We start from the raw sequence: 13980 nt of genomic DNA, 5'->3' as shown, positions 1-13980 counted from the left end.
CGGTACAGCGTTTCCCGCCCCTGGTAGACGGGGTCAGAGCTTCTTCCCTGCTGACGGCGGTAGGTCAGTGGGTCCCGAGTCACCCTCGGTGGCCGTCCATCGGCCCTCGACCGCGAGGCGTACAAGCAGCGCAACACAAGCTCACACAGTGGCGCGGCCTGGCCACTCGCTACGGCGAAACCGCCACCATCGACCTGGCCGCACTCCACGTCGCTGTCCTCCTCATCCGGTCGGCGAAATGATCCGAAAGAAACGCGTGAGACGGCTGCCGGCCCGCCGTCGGCAGACGCGCCGACTGTCTCCCTTCTACAGCGAGGCGCCCGTGCCCGGACTCATCCAGTGGCTTCCGAGTCCGTCGCAATGCTGCGCAGGCGCGCATTGCGAAGGTCCAGGGCTTCTTGGGTGGCGGGCATGACGAGGTCACCGCCGACCCTGGCGAAAGCCTGTGCGCTGTCGACAGCGGGCCGGTGAAGGACTTCGTACGACTCGAAGGCGCGGCCGAGGTCGTCGGGGTATTCGCGCAGGGCCTGCGCGAGCCGCCAGGCGCCCACGAGCGCCAGCGACGCACCCCGTCCGGCGAGGTTGGACGCGCAGTGCGCGGCGTCGCCGAGGAGCACGACCCGGCCCTTGGCCCAGCGGTCCATGTGGATCTGGCTGACGGAGTCGAAGTAGAGCTCCGGGTCGCGTGTCATGGCGTCGAGGATCTCCGGGACGCGCCATTCGTAGTGATCCTTGAAGGCGTCCAGGAGGATCCGCTTCTGCGCGTCGAGGTCGCGGTAGTCGTAGTCGATCCAGTCGTGGCGGAAGTTGAACACCCCAAGCGCCCTGTCCTTGTACCGGGCGATGCCGATCATGTGGCCTGGCCAGTTCAGAAACGGATTGGCCCCGGTCTCGTGCCGCGCCGAGGGCAGGTCGGTCAGCGCCACGTAGAAGCCGAGGTGCTCGAGGTAGTCCGCCTCGGGGCCGAAGGTGAGTCGCCGGGTGAGGGAGTGCATGCCGTCCGCTCCGACGACGAGGTCGAAGCGGTCGGTCTTCCCTGAGGCGAGGACGACGTCGACGCCCGTGCCGTCGTCGTGGAGGGTCTGGATGGACTCGCCGAACACGACGGGCGTGTGGGCTTCGAACCCGGCGTGCAGGATCCGTGCGAGGTCCTCTCGGGCGATCTCGATGTCGGCGTCGCTGTCATTGATCTCCTCCAAGGGCACCGATGCGATCACGCCTCCGGCACTGTCGATGAACTCTGACAGGTCCGTGGTCGACACCCGGTTGTCGTCGAGCTGCTGCAGGATCCCCATGTCCCGCGCGACGTCGAGCGCCTGGCCGCGGATGTCGACCGGTGAACCGTTTGTGCGCAGGTGGTGAGCGCGTTCGATCACCGTGACGTCGTGCCCGGTCTCGGTGAGGTCCATACCGCAGGCGAGCCCCGCCATGCCGGCCCCGGAAACGAGGATTTTCATGTCCGTTCCTTCCCTACCGAACGGCCCGCGCGTCCGATGCCGTCCGCGACCCACCCCGGCTTAGGTTCCCCGCAACGAGAAACCAAACTAAACTGTTCAGTGTGGAAACTACGCCGCACGTCACCTCACCCGCAACCTCGCCCCGACCGATGCGCCCGAGTTCGGCGCGGAAGCGCGCGGCGATCATCGATGCCGCGCGGGGTCTCTTCCTGCGCGAGGGGTACGAGCGCACGAGCATGGACGGGATCGCGGCCGCGGCGAGGGTGTCGAAGCCGACCGTGTATGGCCACTTCGGCGACAAGAAGGGGTTGTTCTCCGCGATCGTCGGCACCTCGGTGGACGCCCTGGTGCGGACGATCGACCTCGCGGCGACGGAGGAGCTGGCGGCCGACCGGCCACTCGCTCCGTCGTTGCTGGCATTCGTCCGGCGCGTGATCGGTGACGCGGTCTCCTCGTCCGACTACACGGTGATCCGCGTCCTGCTGGGCTCCGAGTACCCCGCCGCGGGGCTGGAGCGGCAGTCTGAGGCTGCGTCTCAGGCGATGTTCACCCGCCACTTCGCCGCACTTGCCGACGCGGGCCGCATCGTCACGCGAAACCCGGCCCGGACCGCCCAGCACTTCGTCGCGCTCACGCTCCTCCTCGCCACGGAGCACTCGTCCGACGAAGACATGGACCAGGTCCTGCAAGACGGTGTCGACGCGTTCGTGCGCGCCTACGGCCGGTGACGGCCCGCCGCCCACGCCCGCCCTGCGGCGGGCTGCGAGCGGTCAGAGCAGTGAGCGCTGGAGGATGTGCTGTTGCCGAGGGGCTGGGCGAGGCTAGGCGGTGTCTTCAAATGATCTTGAGTGGTGGATCATGGTTGGGTGATACGTCGTCATGAACTGTCGGATACCGAGCGGGAGTTCGTCCGGCCGCCGCCGCCTGTCTCGTTGCGGGGGCAGAAGCGGCTGGACGACCGGATCATGCCGAACGGGATCATGTGGAAGTTCCGCACGGGTACGGCCTGGCGAGACGTGCCCGAGCGGTACGGTCCGTGGCACACGCTGATTACGCGGCCTGTGGCGCCGTCCAAGTGTGACAGCCGGGCGATTCGGTATCGGCTGAGCACTCGGTGCACGGTGGAGGGGTTGAGGCCGAGCAGGCAGTGATGCGGGCTGGGCCCCAGCGGCGCAGAACGCGGATCTCGATGATGCGCCGCTCGGTGCGGGTCGACGTGCGCCGCGGGCTGAGGCACGGGCGGCTGGAGCGATCCGTCATCCCAGCCGGTCCCTGCTCGCGGTAGCGGTCAGCCCACCGTTTCGCTGCGGTGGGTGAGACGTGGAGGCGTTCGGCCGCTCGGCGGAGTGGCCATTGATCGTCGACGACGTACTGCGCCAGGCACAGGCGGCCGGTTTCGATCAGGGGTGCGTGCGGTGGACCATGCTGGTCCTTCCGGCTCGGAGGACGACGATGGCCGGGTGCACGAGTGATGTCTCGTACACCCGGCCGTTGGCGACGCCGGCGAACGGTGACGTTCGGAGGTGCCTGCTGTTCAGTGGATTCTCGCGCCGGCCTTGTCTGAAGAGCCGCTCGGGACTCAGGGGTTCTCCGGGCGCAGGGCGCCTTGGCCGTCGAGGTCGTCGAGCACGGCAGGCAGGCCCGCGGTGAGCATCTTGGTGCGGACGGAGCCGAGGATTTTGGCCATGAAGAAGCCTCCAGCACCGGTGAAGCCGGTGTGGTCGTAGGTGAAGCGTGTTCCACTGCCGTGCGGTTCGAGCCGGTAGGTGACCTCGGTCACCTCGCCGCCGCCTTCGTCCTGCCACGAGTAGCGCAGTAGCGCAGGCTCTCGCGCCTCCAACACCTTGCACACCACTACGCCGCTCCAGCCGGGCTTCGGTTTCGCGATGAACTTGAACGTGGTGCCGACCGTGGTGGCGAAGCCCTCAGGCCGAGCGCCGGCGCCGGTGGCCGTCCACAGCGGGATCAGTTCCGGATCGGTGACCGCACGCCAGACCCTCTGCGGTGGGTGCGGGTACTCACGGACGATGTGGATGGCGCTCATGGAAGGCTCCTCGGGTTTGGGCGTGCAAGCTCAGCAGTAATTTACTGTCAATGGAAATTTACAGTAACAGAACAATTCAGATCGGCCAGACTATGCTTCAGTGATGAGTAAGCGCACCGTGGACTGGACGGCCTTGCGGCGCCGTGAAGAGGAGCCTGCAGCCGAGGGGCTGCGGGAGCGCAAGAAGCGCCTGCTACGACAGCAGCTGTCCGACACGGCCACCGAGATGTTCATGGACCGGGGCTTCGATGCGGTGCGTGTCTCGGAGATCGCCGACGCCTGCGGGGTGTCGGAGAAGACTGTGTTCAACTACTTCCCCACCAAGGAATCCCTCGTCCTGGACCTGGGCGAAACCACGTTGAACTCCCTGCGGACCACACTGGCCGATCCAGACCTGTCGCCGGTCGAGGCAGTGTTGGAGATCTTGTCCGGCCAGTTGGCGGGCCTCACGTCCTGGCTGGCGGCGCAGGAGGACTGGGCCCAGGCCAAGGCTGTTCTGTTTCGCTTCGGCATACTGATCGGATCGACTCCGTCGCTGCGGGCATATCAGCGCGACATCACCGACCAGCAGGTCGCCGTCGCCGCCGAAATCCTGGCCAGGCGCACCGAGATGAGCCCGGACGACCCTGAACCACAGATCGCCGCGGCTGCCCTGCTCGCGCTGTGGCCCGTCCAGTTCCAGGCGCTGCGCAGGCACCTGCACCGCGCCCGGACCTCCGAGGAACTGCACGACGAGGTCAGCGCCGACGTCCAACGCGCAGCCCGACTCATCGACGCCGGACTCAATTCACTCACCCCGCCCGGCACGGTTTGTGAAACAGCCAACCGGCCGGGGTAGCGGCGAGGGGCATCACCGTTCCTCCGGCCCGCCTGTCGACCAGAATACGGCGAAGCACATATGGACCTCGCCCTGCGCGGCCTGGAGTTGAAGACGCTGGACCCCTACCTGTCGGGATGGCGGATGCGCGTGGTCCCCGCCCTCGGCCACCTCGCGGTACGGATGATCACCAACGGCATCGTCGACCGCACCGTGCAGAACTGGATCGCCGACGAGCACAGCCGCTTACCCGTGAAGAACACCATCGCCGTTCTGGTCCGCGTCATGGAGCAGGCAGTCCGGGACGGCATCATCAAGGTCAACCCCGCCCGGGTGACCGGCTGCCAGGGCCACTACAAGCAGGCCGAGGACGAGCTCCTCGATCTCCGCGAGTCGGCCCCTGCCTGACGGGGAGACCCTCGTCGGCCGGCCGACACACTCGTGGCCGCCTCCCACGACGACTACCGCGGCTGGGGAGACGTCGTCCTCTTCGCCGCGTGCACCGCCGCGCGCATCGGCGAGGTGTCCGGATGCCGCGTCGGCGACATCGACACCACCCAGTGGATCTGGACCGTCCGGCGCCAGACCACGCCCGGCGGGCTGACCGACAAGGGCACCAAGGGCAAGCGGGCCCGCAAGGTCCCCATCGTCGAGGAGATCCGCCCCCTCGTCGCCCAGCGCATCCTGTCCGCCGGACCCGACCCCGACGCCCGCCTGTTCACCGGCCCTCGCGGCGGACGCATCTCCACCGCCGTCCTGCGCGATGCCACCCACTGGGACGACGTGGTCACCAAGCTCGGCTACGAGCACCTGCGCCGCCATGACCTCCGGCACACAGGACTGACCTGGTTCGCCGACGCGGGAGTACAGGTCCATGTCCTGCGCCGGATCGTCGGCCACGGCTCGCTGACCACCACCCAGCGTTACCTGCACCCGGACGTCCACAAGATCACAGCCGCCGGCGCAGCACTCTCCGCACACCTCAGTGTGATCCGCGCGCCGCGCTCCCTGCCGAGCCCGATCGTCATGACCCGCTGACCCCGGTCGAGGTCGCCGGTCCCCAACTGGTCCCCAAGAATGACCAAGGGCCGGTTTCGGATACTTCCGAAACCGGCCCTCAACCGCGACTGTCTCCAGTCGGGACGACAGGATTTGAACCTGCGACCCCTTGACCCCCAGTCAAGTGCGCTACCAAGCTGCGCCACGTCCCGATGCGTCTCGCCGCGGTGCAATCGCACCGCCTGAAGACGCAGGTAAACCCTACCGCACCCGGACAGGCGCACGTCCGTGTCGCTCAGTCGACGAACAGGCCCCGCGCCGCGGCCCGCGCGTCGAACTCCTCCAGGTGGGCCTGGGCGCCGGGCATCGCGTCACACATCGCCTCCAGGAGGACCTGACCCAGGAGCATCGGCGCGCCCACCGTGTCGAACACCAGACCGGTACCCACGGCGGCCGGGAGCAGCAGGTCGCTGTGGGCCGCCACCGGCGCGAACGTGCCGTCGGCGATCGTCACCACGGTCAGCCCCGCGTCCCGCGCATGGTCCAGCGCGTCCAGGAGTTCGACCGGGTGGCGTGGCAGCGCGAAGCACAGGAGCGCGCTCGCGCCCGCGCGGCGGGCCCCGTCGATCCGGTCGGCGAGCGACGAACCGCCCTCGTCGAGCAGGCGCACATCGGGGTGCACCTTGGCGGCGAAGTAGGCGAAACCGCGCGCCTGGGCCGCCGAGGCGCGCAGCCCCAGTACGGGCAGCGGGCGGGAAGCGGCGAGCAGCCGCCCCGCGCGCTCCACCGGTCCGGGGTCGGCGAGCAGGGACGCCAGCTGGAGCAGGTTGTCGACCTCGTCCCGTACCGCCCGCTGGTAGGGGTTGGCCGGCCGCGCCTCCAGGGCGGGCCCGGCGGGTACGACGTCCCGCAGATGTCTGCGCAGCGCCGGATATCCGTCGAAGCCCAGGGCGACCGCGAAACGGGTCACCGAGGGCTGGCTCACCCCCGCCAGCTGAGCCAGCTCCACGCTCGACAGGAACGGCGCGGCCTCCGTCCGACGGACCAGACAGTGGGCGATACGGCGTTGGGTGGGCGTCAGCCGGCGCCCCTCGAACAGCTGGTGCAGCCGCGGTGGAGCGACGGCCCCACGCGGCACACCGGCAGTGTCAGCCTCGGTGCCGGTACCAGTACCGGCACCTGCGCTTGTTCCCTCCGTGCCGGCCGAACCGGCCGTACCGGCTTCCGCCGTGTCGCTCACCCTGCTCCTCCAGCCCGCCGTACGGTGCCGGTCAGCTCGCGAGGCCGGCCGACGTCAGCCACTCCTTCGCCACGTCGGAGGCGTCCTCCTTGTCGTTGCTGATCTTCTTCATCATGTCCAGCAGGTCCTCGGTGGTGAGCTTGGCCGAGAGGGCGTTGAGCGCCGACTTGGCCTTGTCGTTGACCGCGGACTTGTAGACGAGGGGGGTGATGTTCTGCGAGGAGAAGAGGTTCTTCGGGTCCTCCAGGACCACCAGCTTGTCCTCGACGATGGCGGGGTCGGTCGTGTAGAGGTTGGCCGCCTGGACCTTGTCGTCCTTCAGCAGCTTCAGCAGGGTGCTCTGGGCGCCCGCGTCCAGCGGCTGGAACTTCCCGAACTCGACTCCGTAGACGGTCTTCAGGCCGACCCCGCCCTGTGTGCGGGTCTTGAACTCCGAGCCGGCGCCGATGGTCAGGTCCTTCGCGACCGGCTTCAGGTCGGCCAGGGTCTTGAGGTCGTACTTCTTGGCCGTCTCGGCGGTGACCGTGACCGAGTCCTTGTCCTCGGCCGCGGCGGAGTCGAGTATCCCCACCGACTTCGGGAGCTTCTTCGTCAGCTCGGCGTTGATCTCCTCCGTGCTGGTGGCGGTGCTCTTCTTGTCGACCGCCACGGACAGCAGCGCGCCGTTGTACTCGGGGAAGACGCCGATGCCTCCCTTGACGACCTGGTCGTAGTAGACCTCGCGGGCCCCGATGTCGAACTTGCGGGTCACCTTCAGGTCCTTGCTCTCCAGGGCCTGGGCGTAGATCTCGGCGAGCAGCTGGTTCTCGGGGAAGTTGGCCGAGCCTACGACGATGGCCTTGCCGCCTCCGCTGTCGCCGCTGCTGCCTGTCAGCGGGTTGTCGTCACCGTCGTCGCTGCCTCCGCAGGCGGTGGCGGTCAGGGAGAGCGCGGCGACGACGCCGAGGGCGGCGGCGCGGTACATGGCCTTGTTCATGGGTGTTCCCTTTCTCAGGTACGGCTCTGGTCTCGGGTGGAACTCGGGTGCGCCTCCCGCGCGTGTCGGGTGCGCGGGAGGCGGGTGGCTCATGACTTGGTCGCCGCGGGCCGCAGCCCCGGCGAGACGACGGCGCGCCGCAGCGCGGTGAAGAGGGCCTGGACGATGAGCGCCAGCGCCACGACGACGGCGGAACCGCCGATGACCAGCTCGTAGTCGTTCCGGGAGAGCCCGTCGACGATGAAGCGGCCGAGACCGCCGAGACCGGGGTACGCGGCGACGGTCGCCGTGGCCACCACCTGGATCGCGGCGACGCGCAGGCCGAGCAGGATCAGCGGCAGCGCCATCGGCACCTCGACCTTCAGCAGGACCTCCCAGCCGGTCATGCCCATCCCCTTAGCCGCGTCCCGGGCCTCGGGATCGACGCCGCGGACGCCCTCGAAGGTGTTGATGAGGATCGGCGGGACCGCCAGGGCCACCAGGGCGACCAGCACCGGAGCGGTACTGAGTCCGGCGAGGGTCACGACGAGCACGACCAGGCCGAAGGTGGGGATGGCCCGCGCGAGGTTCGCGACCGTGGCGACGGCGAACGCGCCGCGGCCGGTGTGCCCGACCAGCAGCCCGAAGGCCAGCCCGATCAGCGTCGCGAACAGCAGGGAGATCCCGCTGTAGGTCAGGTGCTCCGCCAGCCGGTGCGGGATGCCGTCGTCCCCGTGCCACTGCTGGGACGACGTCAGCCAGTCGCCGACGAGCTCGATCTGGTTCAACAGGTCGTTCACGCCTTCGCCCCCTTGCCGCGCGCCCACGGCGTGAGCAGCCGCTGTGCCAGTACGAGAGCCGCGTCGGTGACGAGGGCCAGCAGCATGATCAGTACGGTCGCGGTGATGATCGGGGTCGGGAAGTCGAGCTGGAGGCCCCGGGTGATGTAGAAGCCGAGGCCGCCCTGGCCGATCAGCTGTCCCACCGCGACGAGGCTGATGGAGGAGACCGCGGCGACCCGTACGCCGGCGACGACGACGGGTACGGCGATCGGCAGTTCGACCTGGATGACCCGGCGGACCGTGCTGAAGCCCATCGCGGTGGCCGCCTGCCGTACCGGTTCGGGCACCGAGGCCAGTCCGTCCACGACGTTGGGGATGAGGACCGACAGCGTGTACAGGGTCAGCGGGATCACGACCGTGCGTTCGGTCAGCCCCGTGTAGCGGACGAAGATCATGAACAGGGCCAGCGACGGGATGGAGTACAGCACGTTGGCCGCGGTCAGGGTCGGCGGGTACACCCATCGCCAGCGGTGGCAGAGCATGCCAAGGGGCACCGAGATGATCAGTCCGAACAGCACCGGCAGCAGGCCGAGGCGCAGATGGACCCCGGTGTAGTGGGCCAGCTCACCGACGTGGTCGCCGATCCACACCCACCGTATGAGCGGCTCTCCGTCTCTCATCGGTCCTCACCGCCCGCGCTGTCGTCGGCGTCCCGCGCGTCACCCTTGGTGAGCCGGGGCTCGGATTTCGTGAGCTTCGCCTCGGATTTCGCCTCGGACTTCGCGGACTGAGGCTCAGGCCCCTTCTCCGCCTCACCACCGCCCTCGCTCCCGGCGCTCCCGGCGATCGCGGCGGACAGCTCGTACGCGTCCGCCACCCCGGCGACCGCGCCCTCGGCGTCCACACCCACCGCCAGCCGCGAGGGTGACAGCAGAGCCGCGTCGAGTGCGGCCCGCGCCGAGTCGCCGACCAGGCTGAACGTATGGCCCAGCGGTACGAGCACGGCGTCGGCCAGTGTCCCGCCGCTCGGCAGCGCGGCGGCCTCGGCCCAGCCCAGCGGCCGTCGCGCGGCGTCCACGACGAGCACCCAGGGCCCGTCCAGGGCGCGGGCCGCGGTCACGGAGGCGGTCACCGGCAGCACCGGGCCCTCGCGCAGCGGCAGACCGGAGGCCTGGACGAAGGACAGCCTGCGGATGCCCCGGTCCTGCCCGACGAAGTCCGCCACGAAGTCGTCCGCGGGGTGCGCGAGCAGCCGCTCCGGAGTGTCGAACTGCGCGAGCTTGCCGCCCGTGCGGAACACCGCGATGTTGTCGCCGAGCTTGATCGCCTCGTCGATGTCATGGGTGACGAACACGATCGTCTTGTGCAGGTCCTTCTGCAGCCGGAGGAACTCCGCCTGCAGCTCCCCTCTGACAATGGGGTCGACCGCGCTGAACGGCTCGTCCATGAGTAGCACCGGCGGGTCGGCGCCCAGGGCCCTGGCCACCCCGACGCGCTGCTGCTGCCCGCCGGAGAGCTGGTAGGGGTAGCGCTTGGCCATCGTGGCCGGCAGCCCCACAAGTTCGAGCAGCTCGGCCGCCCGGGACCTGGCCTTCTTCTTGCCCCAGCCGAGCAGCAGCGGCACGGTCGCGACGTTGTCCAGGATGGTGCGGTGCGGGAAGAGCCCCGCGTGCTGGATCACATAGCCGATCCCCCTGCGCAGCTCGGGGGCGGCGACCTCCCGTATGTCCTGGCCGCGCAGACTGATCGTGCCGGCCGTCGGCTCCACCATGCGGTTGACCATCCGCAGCGTCGTGGTCTTGCCACAGCCGGAGGGACCGACCAGGACCGTGATGCCGCCCTCGGCCAGCTCCAGGGACAGTCCGTCCACGGCTGTGGTGCCGTTGGGATAGTTTTTGCTCACCGCGTCGAATCTGATCAAAGCTGCCCCTTACCCGACTGCATATCGTCATGCAGAGTTGTTCGTGACTGAATTACAGTCAATCCCCTTTTGTAAACGGGGCGTTACGTTCGTCCGAAGAAAGCGAGAGGACGCCCGAAATGACCGCTCTTGACCCCGTTTGGTTCACGTTCCTGAACGGCTCGGACATCGAACAGCTGAAGCTGACCGACACCGAGGTGCTCGAAGCCGTCGAACAGGGACTGCTCGCCCAGGGTCACGGCGAGACGGTTATCGAACCACGGGTGCATCTCACGCCCGACGCCGCCTTCAACGGCCACTTCAATGTCCTGCGTGGTTATGTCGCCCCTCTCGGCCTGGCCGGAGTGAAGATCGTGGGTGACTACGTCGACAATTACAAGGCGGGTCTGCCCTCCGAGATGGCCCTGCTGAACCTGTTCGACCCGCGTACGGGCATGCCGCTGGCCGTCCTGGACGCGACCGCGATCACCGAGATGCGCACCGGCGCGCTCACCGCGCTGGGGGCCCGGCACCTCGCCCGGCCCGGTGCCAAGGTGCTCGGCCACATCGGGGCCCGCGCCACCTCGTACTGGAACGTCCGGCTGCTCGACCGGATCTTCGACCTGGACGAGATCCGCGTCCACTCGCGCCGTCCGGAGAGCCGCAACGCCTTCGCGGAGCGGCTGGAGCGCGACCTCGGCAAGCCCGTGACCGTCACCGACGACTGGCAGTCGTGCGTCGAGGGCGCGGACATCGTCGTGGAGGCGTCCCGGCTCGAACGGCCCGAACCGCTGCTGCGGACGGAGTGGATCGCGCCGGGCGCGCTGGTCGTCCCGTACGGAACGATGAGCGCGGTCGAGCTGAACCTCACCGACATCATGGACAAGGTCGTCGTCGACGACTGGGGCCAGTGCCGGTCGGGGCCCTTCGGCGCGCTGCGCGCACATGTCGAGTCGGGCCGGCTCAGCGAGTCGACCCTGCACGGCGAACTGTGCGAGATCGTGGCCGGCGACAAGCCCGGCCGGGAACGGGACGACGAGACCATCCTCTTCTGGCATCGCGGCCTCTCCCTGTCCGACATCGCCCTGGGCGCGGCCGTGCTCGCGAAGGCCGGGGAGCTCGGGCTCGGACAGCGGCTGCGGTTCTCATGACGGGCGCCTACCCCGATGACCGGGAAGCAGTGATCATCGACGGGCGTTCGCTGTCCTTCGCGGACGTCGCCGCCGTCGCCCTGCGCGGCGCCCGGGTCGTCCTCGCGGACGAGGTGCTGCCCCGGCTGGCGCGCGACCGCGCCGTGGTCGACGACGTGGTCGACCGCCAGGTGCCGACGTACGGGCTGACGACGGGCCTCGGCAGCAGGTCGTCGTACGCGCTGCCGCGCGAGGAGCTGGCGCGGTTCAGCGTGCGTACGGTACGCGGCCGGGCCAACGCGGTCGGAGACCCGCTGCCCGTCCCCGTCGTACGTGCCGCCCTGGTCGCCCGCGTCAACGGCCTGGCGACCGGCGGCAGCGGAGTCAGCCCGCGGATCCTGCCGCTGCTCGTCGGCCTGCTCAACGCGCGTGTGCATCCGCTGGTCCCCGAGATCGGGTCGATCGGCGCCTCGGACCTGTGCCAGATGGCCCATGTCGGGCTCGTCGTCATCGGCGAGGGGCGCGCCGAGCTCTCCGGTGAGGTGCTCGACGGGGCGACGGCCCTGCGGCGGGCCGGGCTGGCCCCCGCCGAGCTGGGTCCCAAGGACGGGCACGTGCTGTGCAGCGCGAGTCCGCTGGCCGCCGGCCAGGGAGGGCTCGTACTCCATGAGGCGGCCGCCGTCCTGGACCTGGCCCAGGCGGTCACGGCGCTCACCTTCGAGGGCTTCCGGGCGAACACCGGTCCGCTGGACGCCCGGGTGCTGGGGCTGCGTCCGGCACCCGGTCAGTCCCGGGCCGCGGCGGAACTGCTCGCGCTGCTGGCCGGCGGCGAGCTCACCGACCCCCGGCACGCCCGGCGGGTCCAGGACCCGATCAGCCTGCGGTGCGCGGCCCAGGTGCACGGCGCCCTGTACGCGGCGCTGGACTTCGCTGGCGCGGCGCTGGACCCCGAGCTGAACGGCAGCGGCGACAACCCGGTGGTGCTGACCGACACCGACCCGGCCGGCATCGACCCGGCCGACTCCACCGGTGGCAGCTCCGGTGCCGGTGCCGGTGAGATCCTCTCCTCCGGGAACTTCCACACCCCGGCCCTCGCCCTGGCCTTCGACACCCTCGCGCTCGCCCTGACCCAGACCGCGGCGCTCTCCGCGGAGCGGATGCGGCGGCTGCTCAACCCCCAGCTCAGCGCTCTGCCCGCCAATCTCTCCCCGTACGGCCCGGAGCGCTCGGGCTTCGCGCCGCTGGCCAAGACGGCGCAGGCGCTGGTCGCCGAGATCCGTCTGCTGTCCGCGCCGGTGAGCACCGACCCCCGGCACGGCGCGGACGGTGTCGAGGACGACTCGACCAACGCGTCGCTCGGCGCACGGCGGCTGTCGACGATGCTCGTCCGGCTGCGGCAGCTGCTCGCCGTGGAGGCGCTGGCCGCGGCGCAGGCGGTCGACCTGGCCGCGCCCGCCGCCCTCGGGCGGGGCCCGGCCGTGCTGCACCGCGCGATCCGCGAGCTGGTCCCCGGTCTGGACGACGACCGGGCCTGCGGCGTCGACGTCGACCGGGTGAGCCAGGACGTCCTGGACCGCGAGACGGTACGTAGCGCCCTGCGCGCCGCCCTGAGCGACCCGACGCAAGGAGCTCCGTGACCAACGTCGACATACATCAGCACCTGTGGACCGGCTCGTTCGTCGCGGCCCTGCGGGCCCGCTCCGAGCCGCCGTACCTGGACGGCTGGACCCTGCACACCGCGGGTGAGCCGCCCTACGAGGTCTCCCCCGCCGACCACGACATCGTCCGGCGCGCCGAACTGGCCGGCGCCGACGGTCTCGGCCGGGCGCTGGTCTCGCTGTCCGCCCCGCTCGGTGTCGAGTGGCTGCCGTACGCACAAGCCCGGCCGCTGCTCGACGCGTACCACGAGAGCGCCGCCGCGTTACCCCGGCCGTTCGGGGCCTGGGCCGCCGCCTGCGTCAGGGACGTCGACGCCGCCGCGACGGCCGGGTACCTGGACCGGGGCTTCGCCGGTCTCCAGCTCCCGGCGAACTCCCTCGCCGACGCCGCCGGTTACGCGCGCTGCGCCCCCTTGCTCGACCTGCTCGAAGAGCGCGGCCTGCCGCTGTTCGTCCACCCGGGCCCCGCCGCCGACGCGTCACCGCGGCCCGGCTGGTGGCCCGCGATGGTCCCGTACGTGCAGCAGATGCACGCCGCCTGGTTCGCGTTCCGGGCGTTCGGCCGCCCGCGCCATCCGCGCCTGCGGGTGTGCTTCGCGCTCCTTGCCGGTCTCGCACCCCTGCACGGGGAGCGCCTCACCGCCCGCGGTGGCGCCGAGGGCCGCAAGGAGGTCGACCCGAACGCCTTCGTCGAGACGTCCTCGTACGGTCCACGGGCCGTCGACGCGGTCGTCCGGGCCCTCGGCACCCAGGTGATCGTCCAGGGCTCGGACCGCCCCTACGCCGAGCCCCCGCAGAGCCCCGGCTTCGGCCTGGGCGGCGCCGCGGCGTTCGCCTTCCGCATCACCAACCCGCGGCGCCTGCTCACCGGCGAGGCCTGACGTGGCTCGGGCCCTGGCCCCAAAGAGACCCGAAGGGACACGCAGGGACACGGAGCGAGGACGCGGAGCGAAGGCGGGTGTCCCGGTCGTGCGAGACACCCGCCCCCGGGCGACGGC

At 70.1% G+C, this 13980-nt stretch carries 14 protein-coding genes, 1 tRNA gene and 2 pseudogenes; 8 read left to right on the top strand and 9 right to left on the bottom strand.

The window, feature by feature from the left end; translation table 11 throughout:
- Positions 1–332 precede the first annotated feature (332 nt).
- Positions 333–1457, bottom strand: coding sequence for an FAD-dependent monooxygenase (locus ACLVWQ_RS26715; RefSeq protein WP_414111716.1), 1125 nt, complete (start codon positions 1455–1457; stop codon positions 333–335).
- Between the two features lie 149 nt (positions 1458–1606).
- Between ACLVWQ_RS26715 and ACLVWQ_RS26710 the strand changes: the two genes are divergently transcribed.
- Positions 1607–2185 (top strand): TetR/AcrR family transcriptional regulator, encoded by a 579-nt coding sequence (locus tag ACLVWQ_RS26710; RefSeq protein ID WP_414111715.1) that lies wholly within the window; start codon positions 1607–1609, stop codon positions 2183–2185.
- Positions 2186–2389: 204 nt separating this feature from the next.
- Positions 2390–2515: pseudogene (locus ACLVWQ_RS26705) on the top strand (transposase); the annotation flags it as partial.
- Here ACLVWQ_RS26705 and ACLVWQ_RS26700 read toward each other — a convergent pair.
- Together ACLVWQ_RS26700 and ACLVWQ_RS26695 are read right to left on the bottom strand one after the other, a co-directional pair.
- Positions 2506–2861 (bottom strand): annotated as a pseudogene (locus ACLVWQ_RS26700) (helix-turn-helix domain-containing protein); the annotation flags it as partial. The pseudogenes ACLVWQ_RS26705 and ACLVWQ_RS26700 sit on opposite strands and share 10 nt — an antisense overlap.
- A 175-nt stretch (positions 2862–3036) precedes the next feature.
- The gene (locus tag ACLVWQ_RS26695; RefSeq protein WP_414111714.1) at positions 3037–3501 is read right to left on the bottom strand and encodes an SRPBCC family protein; all 465 of its coding nucleotides are present in this window, start codon (positions 3499–3501) and stop codon (positions 3037–3039) included.
- A gap of 103 nt (positions 3502–3604) precedes the next feature.
- On the opposite strand from ACLVWQ_RS26695, the gene ACLVWQ_RS26690 reads away from it, so the two are divergent.
- From ACLVWQ_RS26690 to ACLVWQ_RS26680, 3 genes are read left to right on the top strand one after another with little or no spacing between them, the layout of a single operon-like run.
- Positions 3605–4339 carry a TetR/AcrR family transcriptional regulator gene (locus ACLVWQ_RS26690; RefSeq protein ID WP_414111713.1) on the top strand — a complete coding sequence of 245 codons (735 nt, stop codon included), beginning with the start codon at positions 3605–3607 and terminating at the stop codon, positions 4337–4339.
- Positions 4340–4399: 60 nt separating this feature from the next.
- Complete coding sequence (locus ACLVWQ_RS26685) at positions 4400–4726, top strand: hypothetical protein (RefSeq protein ID WP_414111712.1); 327 nt, start codon at positions 4400–4402, stop codon at positions 4724–4726.
- 33 nt (positions 4727–4759) lie between these two features.
- Positions 4760–5356, top strand: coding sequence for a tyrosine-type recombinase/integrase (locus ACLVWQ_RS26680; protein WP_414111711.1), 597 nt, complete (start codon positions 4760–4762; stop codon positions 5354–5356).
- A gap of 99 nt (positions 5357–5455) precedes the next feature.
- On the opposite strand, the gene ACLVWQ_RS26675 is transcribed toward ACLVWQ_RS26680, so the two are convergent.
- From ACLVWQ_RS26675 to ACLVWQ_RS26650, 6 genes are all read right to left on the bottom strand, one after another.
- Positions 5456–5529: transfer RNA gene (locus tag ACLVWQ_RS26675), tRNA-Pro, on the bottom strand.
- An 83-nt stretch (positions 5530–5612) separates the two neighbouring features.
- Complete coding sequence (locus ACLVWQ_RS26670) at positions 5613–6557, bottom strand: MurR/RpiR family transcriptional regulator (protein WP_414111710.1); 945 nt, start codon at positions 6555–6557, stop codon at positions 5613–5615.
- Positions 6558–6588: 31 nt separating this feature from the next.
- Positions 6589–7521: an ABC transporter substrate-binding protein gene (locus tag ACLVWQ_RS26665; protein ID WP_414111733.1), complete on the bottom strand. Its 933-nt coding sequence runs from the start codon at positions 7519–7521 to the stop codon at positions 6589–6591.
- 101 nt (positions 7522–7622) lie between these two features.
- Positions 7623–8312 (bottom strand): ABC transporter permease, encoded by a 690-nt coding sequence (locus ACLVWQ_RS26660; RefSeq protein WP_414111709.1) that lies wholly within the window; start codon positions 8310–8312, stop codon positions 7623–7625.
- On the bottom strand, positions 8309–8974 hold the full coding sequence (locus tag ACLVWQ_RS26655; RefSeq protein ID WP_414111708.1) for an ABC transporter permease: 666 nt from the start codon (positions 8972–8974) through the stop codon (positions 8309–8311). Before ACLVWQ_RS26655 ends, ACLVWQ_RS26660 begins: the two co-directional genes overlap by 4 nt.
- The gene (locus ACLVWQ_RS26650; RefSeq protein WP_414111707.1) at positions 8971–10215 is read right to left on the bottom strand and encodes an ABC transporter ATP-binding protein; all 1245 of its coding nucleotides are present in this window, start codon (positions 10213–10215) and stop codon (positions 8971–8973) included. Before ACLVWQ_RS26650 ends, ACLVWQ_RS26655 begins: the two co-directional genes overlap by 4 nt.
- A gap of 119 nt (positions 10216–10334) precedes the next feature.
- On the opposite strand from ACLVWQ_RS26650, the gene ACLVWQ_RS26645 reads away from it, so the two are divergent.
- The 3 genes from ACLVWQ_RS26645 to ACLVWQ_RS26635 are packed head-to-tail and all read left to right on the top strand — an operon-like array spanning position 10335 to position 13863.
- Entirely contained in the window at positions 10335–11345 is a 1011-nt protein-coding gene (locus tag ACLVWQ_RS26645; protein WP_414111706.1) for an ornithine cyclodeaminase family protein, read from the top strand.
- A complete protein-coding gene (locus tag ACLVWQ_RS26640; RefSeq protein ID WP_414111705.1) occupies positions 11342–12961 on the top strand; it encodes an HAL/PAL/TAL family ammonia-lyase in 1620 nt (539 codons plus the stop codon). Before ACLVWQ_RS26645 ends, ACLVWQ_RS26640 begins: the two co-directional genes overlap by 4 nt.
- Complete coding sequence (locus tag ACLVWQ_RS26635; protein WP_414111704.1) at positions 12958–13863, top strand: amidohydrolase family protein; 906 nt, start codon at positions 12958–12960, stop codon at positions 13861–13863. The genes ACLVWQ_RS26640 and ACLVWQ_RS26635 overlap by 4 nt, the downstream gene beginning before the upstream one ends.
- Positions 13864–13980: the final 117 nt, after the last annotated feature.

Source organism: Streptomyces sp. CWNU-52B, from assembly GCF_047444975.1.
In the GTDB taxonomy this organism is placed as follows: Bacteria; Actinomycetota; Actinomycetes; order Streptomycetales; family Streptomycetaceae; genus Streptomyces.
The sequence above is the reverse complement of the archived record's forward strand: the minus strand, read 5'-3'. Positions and strand labels throughout refer to the sequence as shown.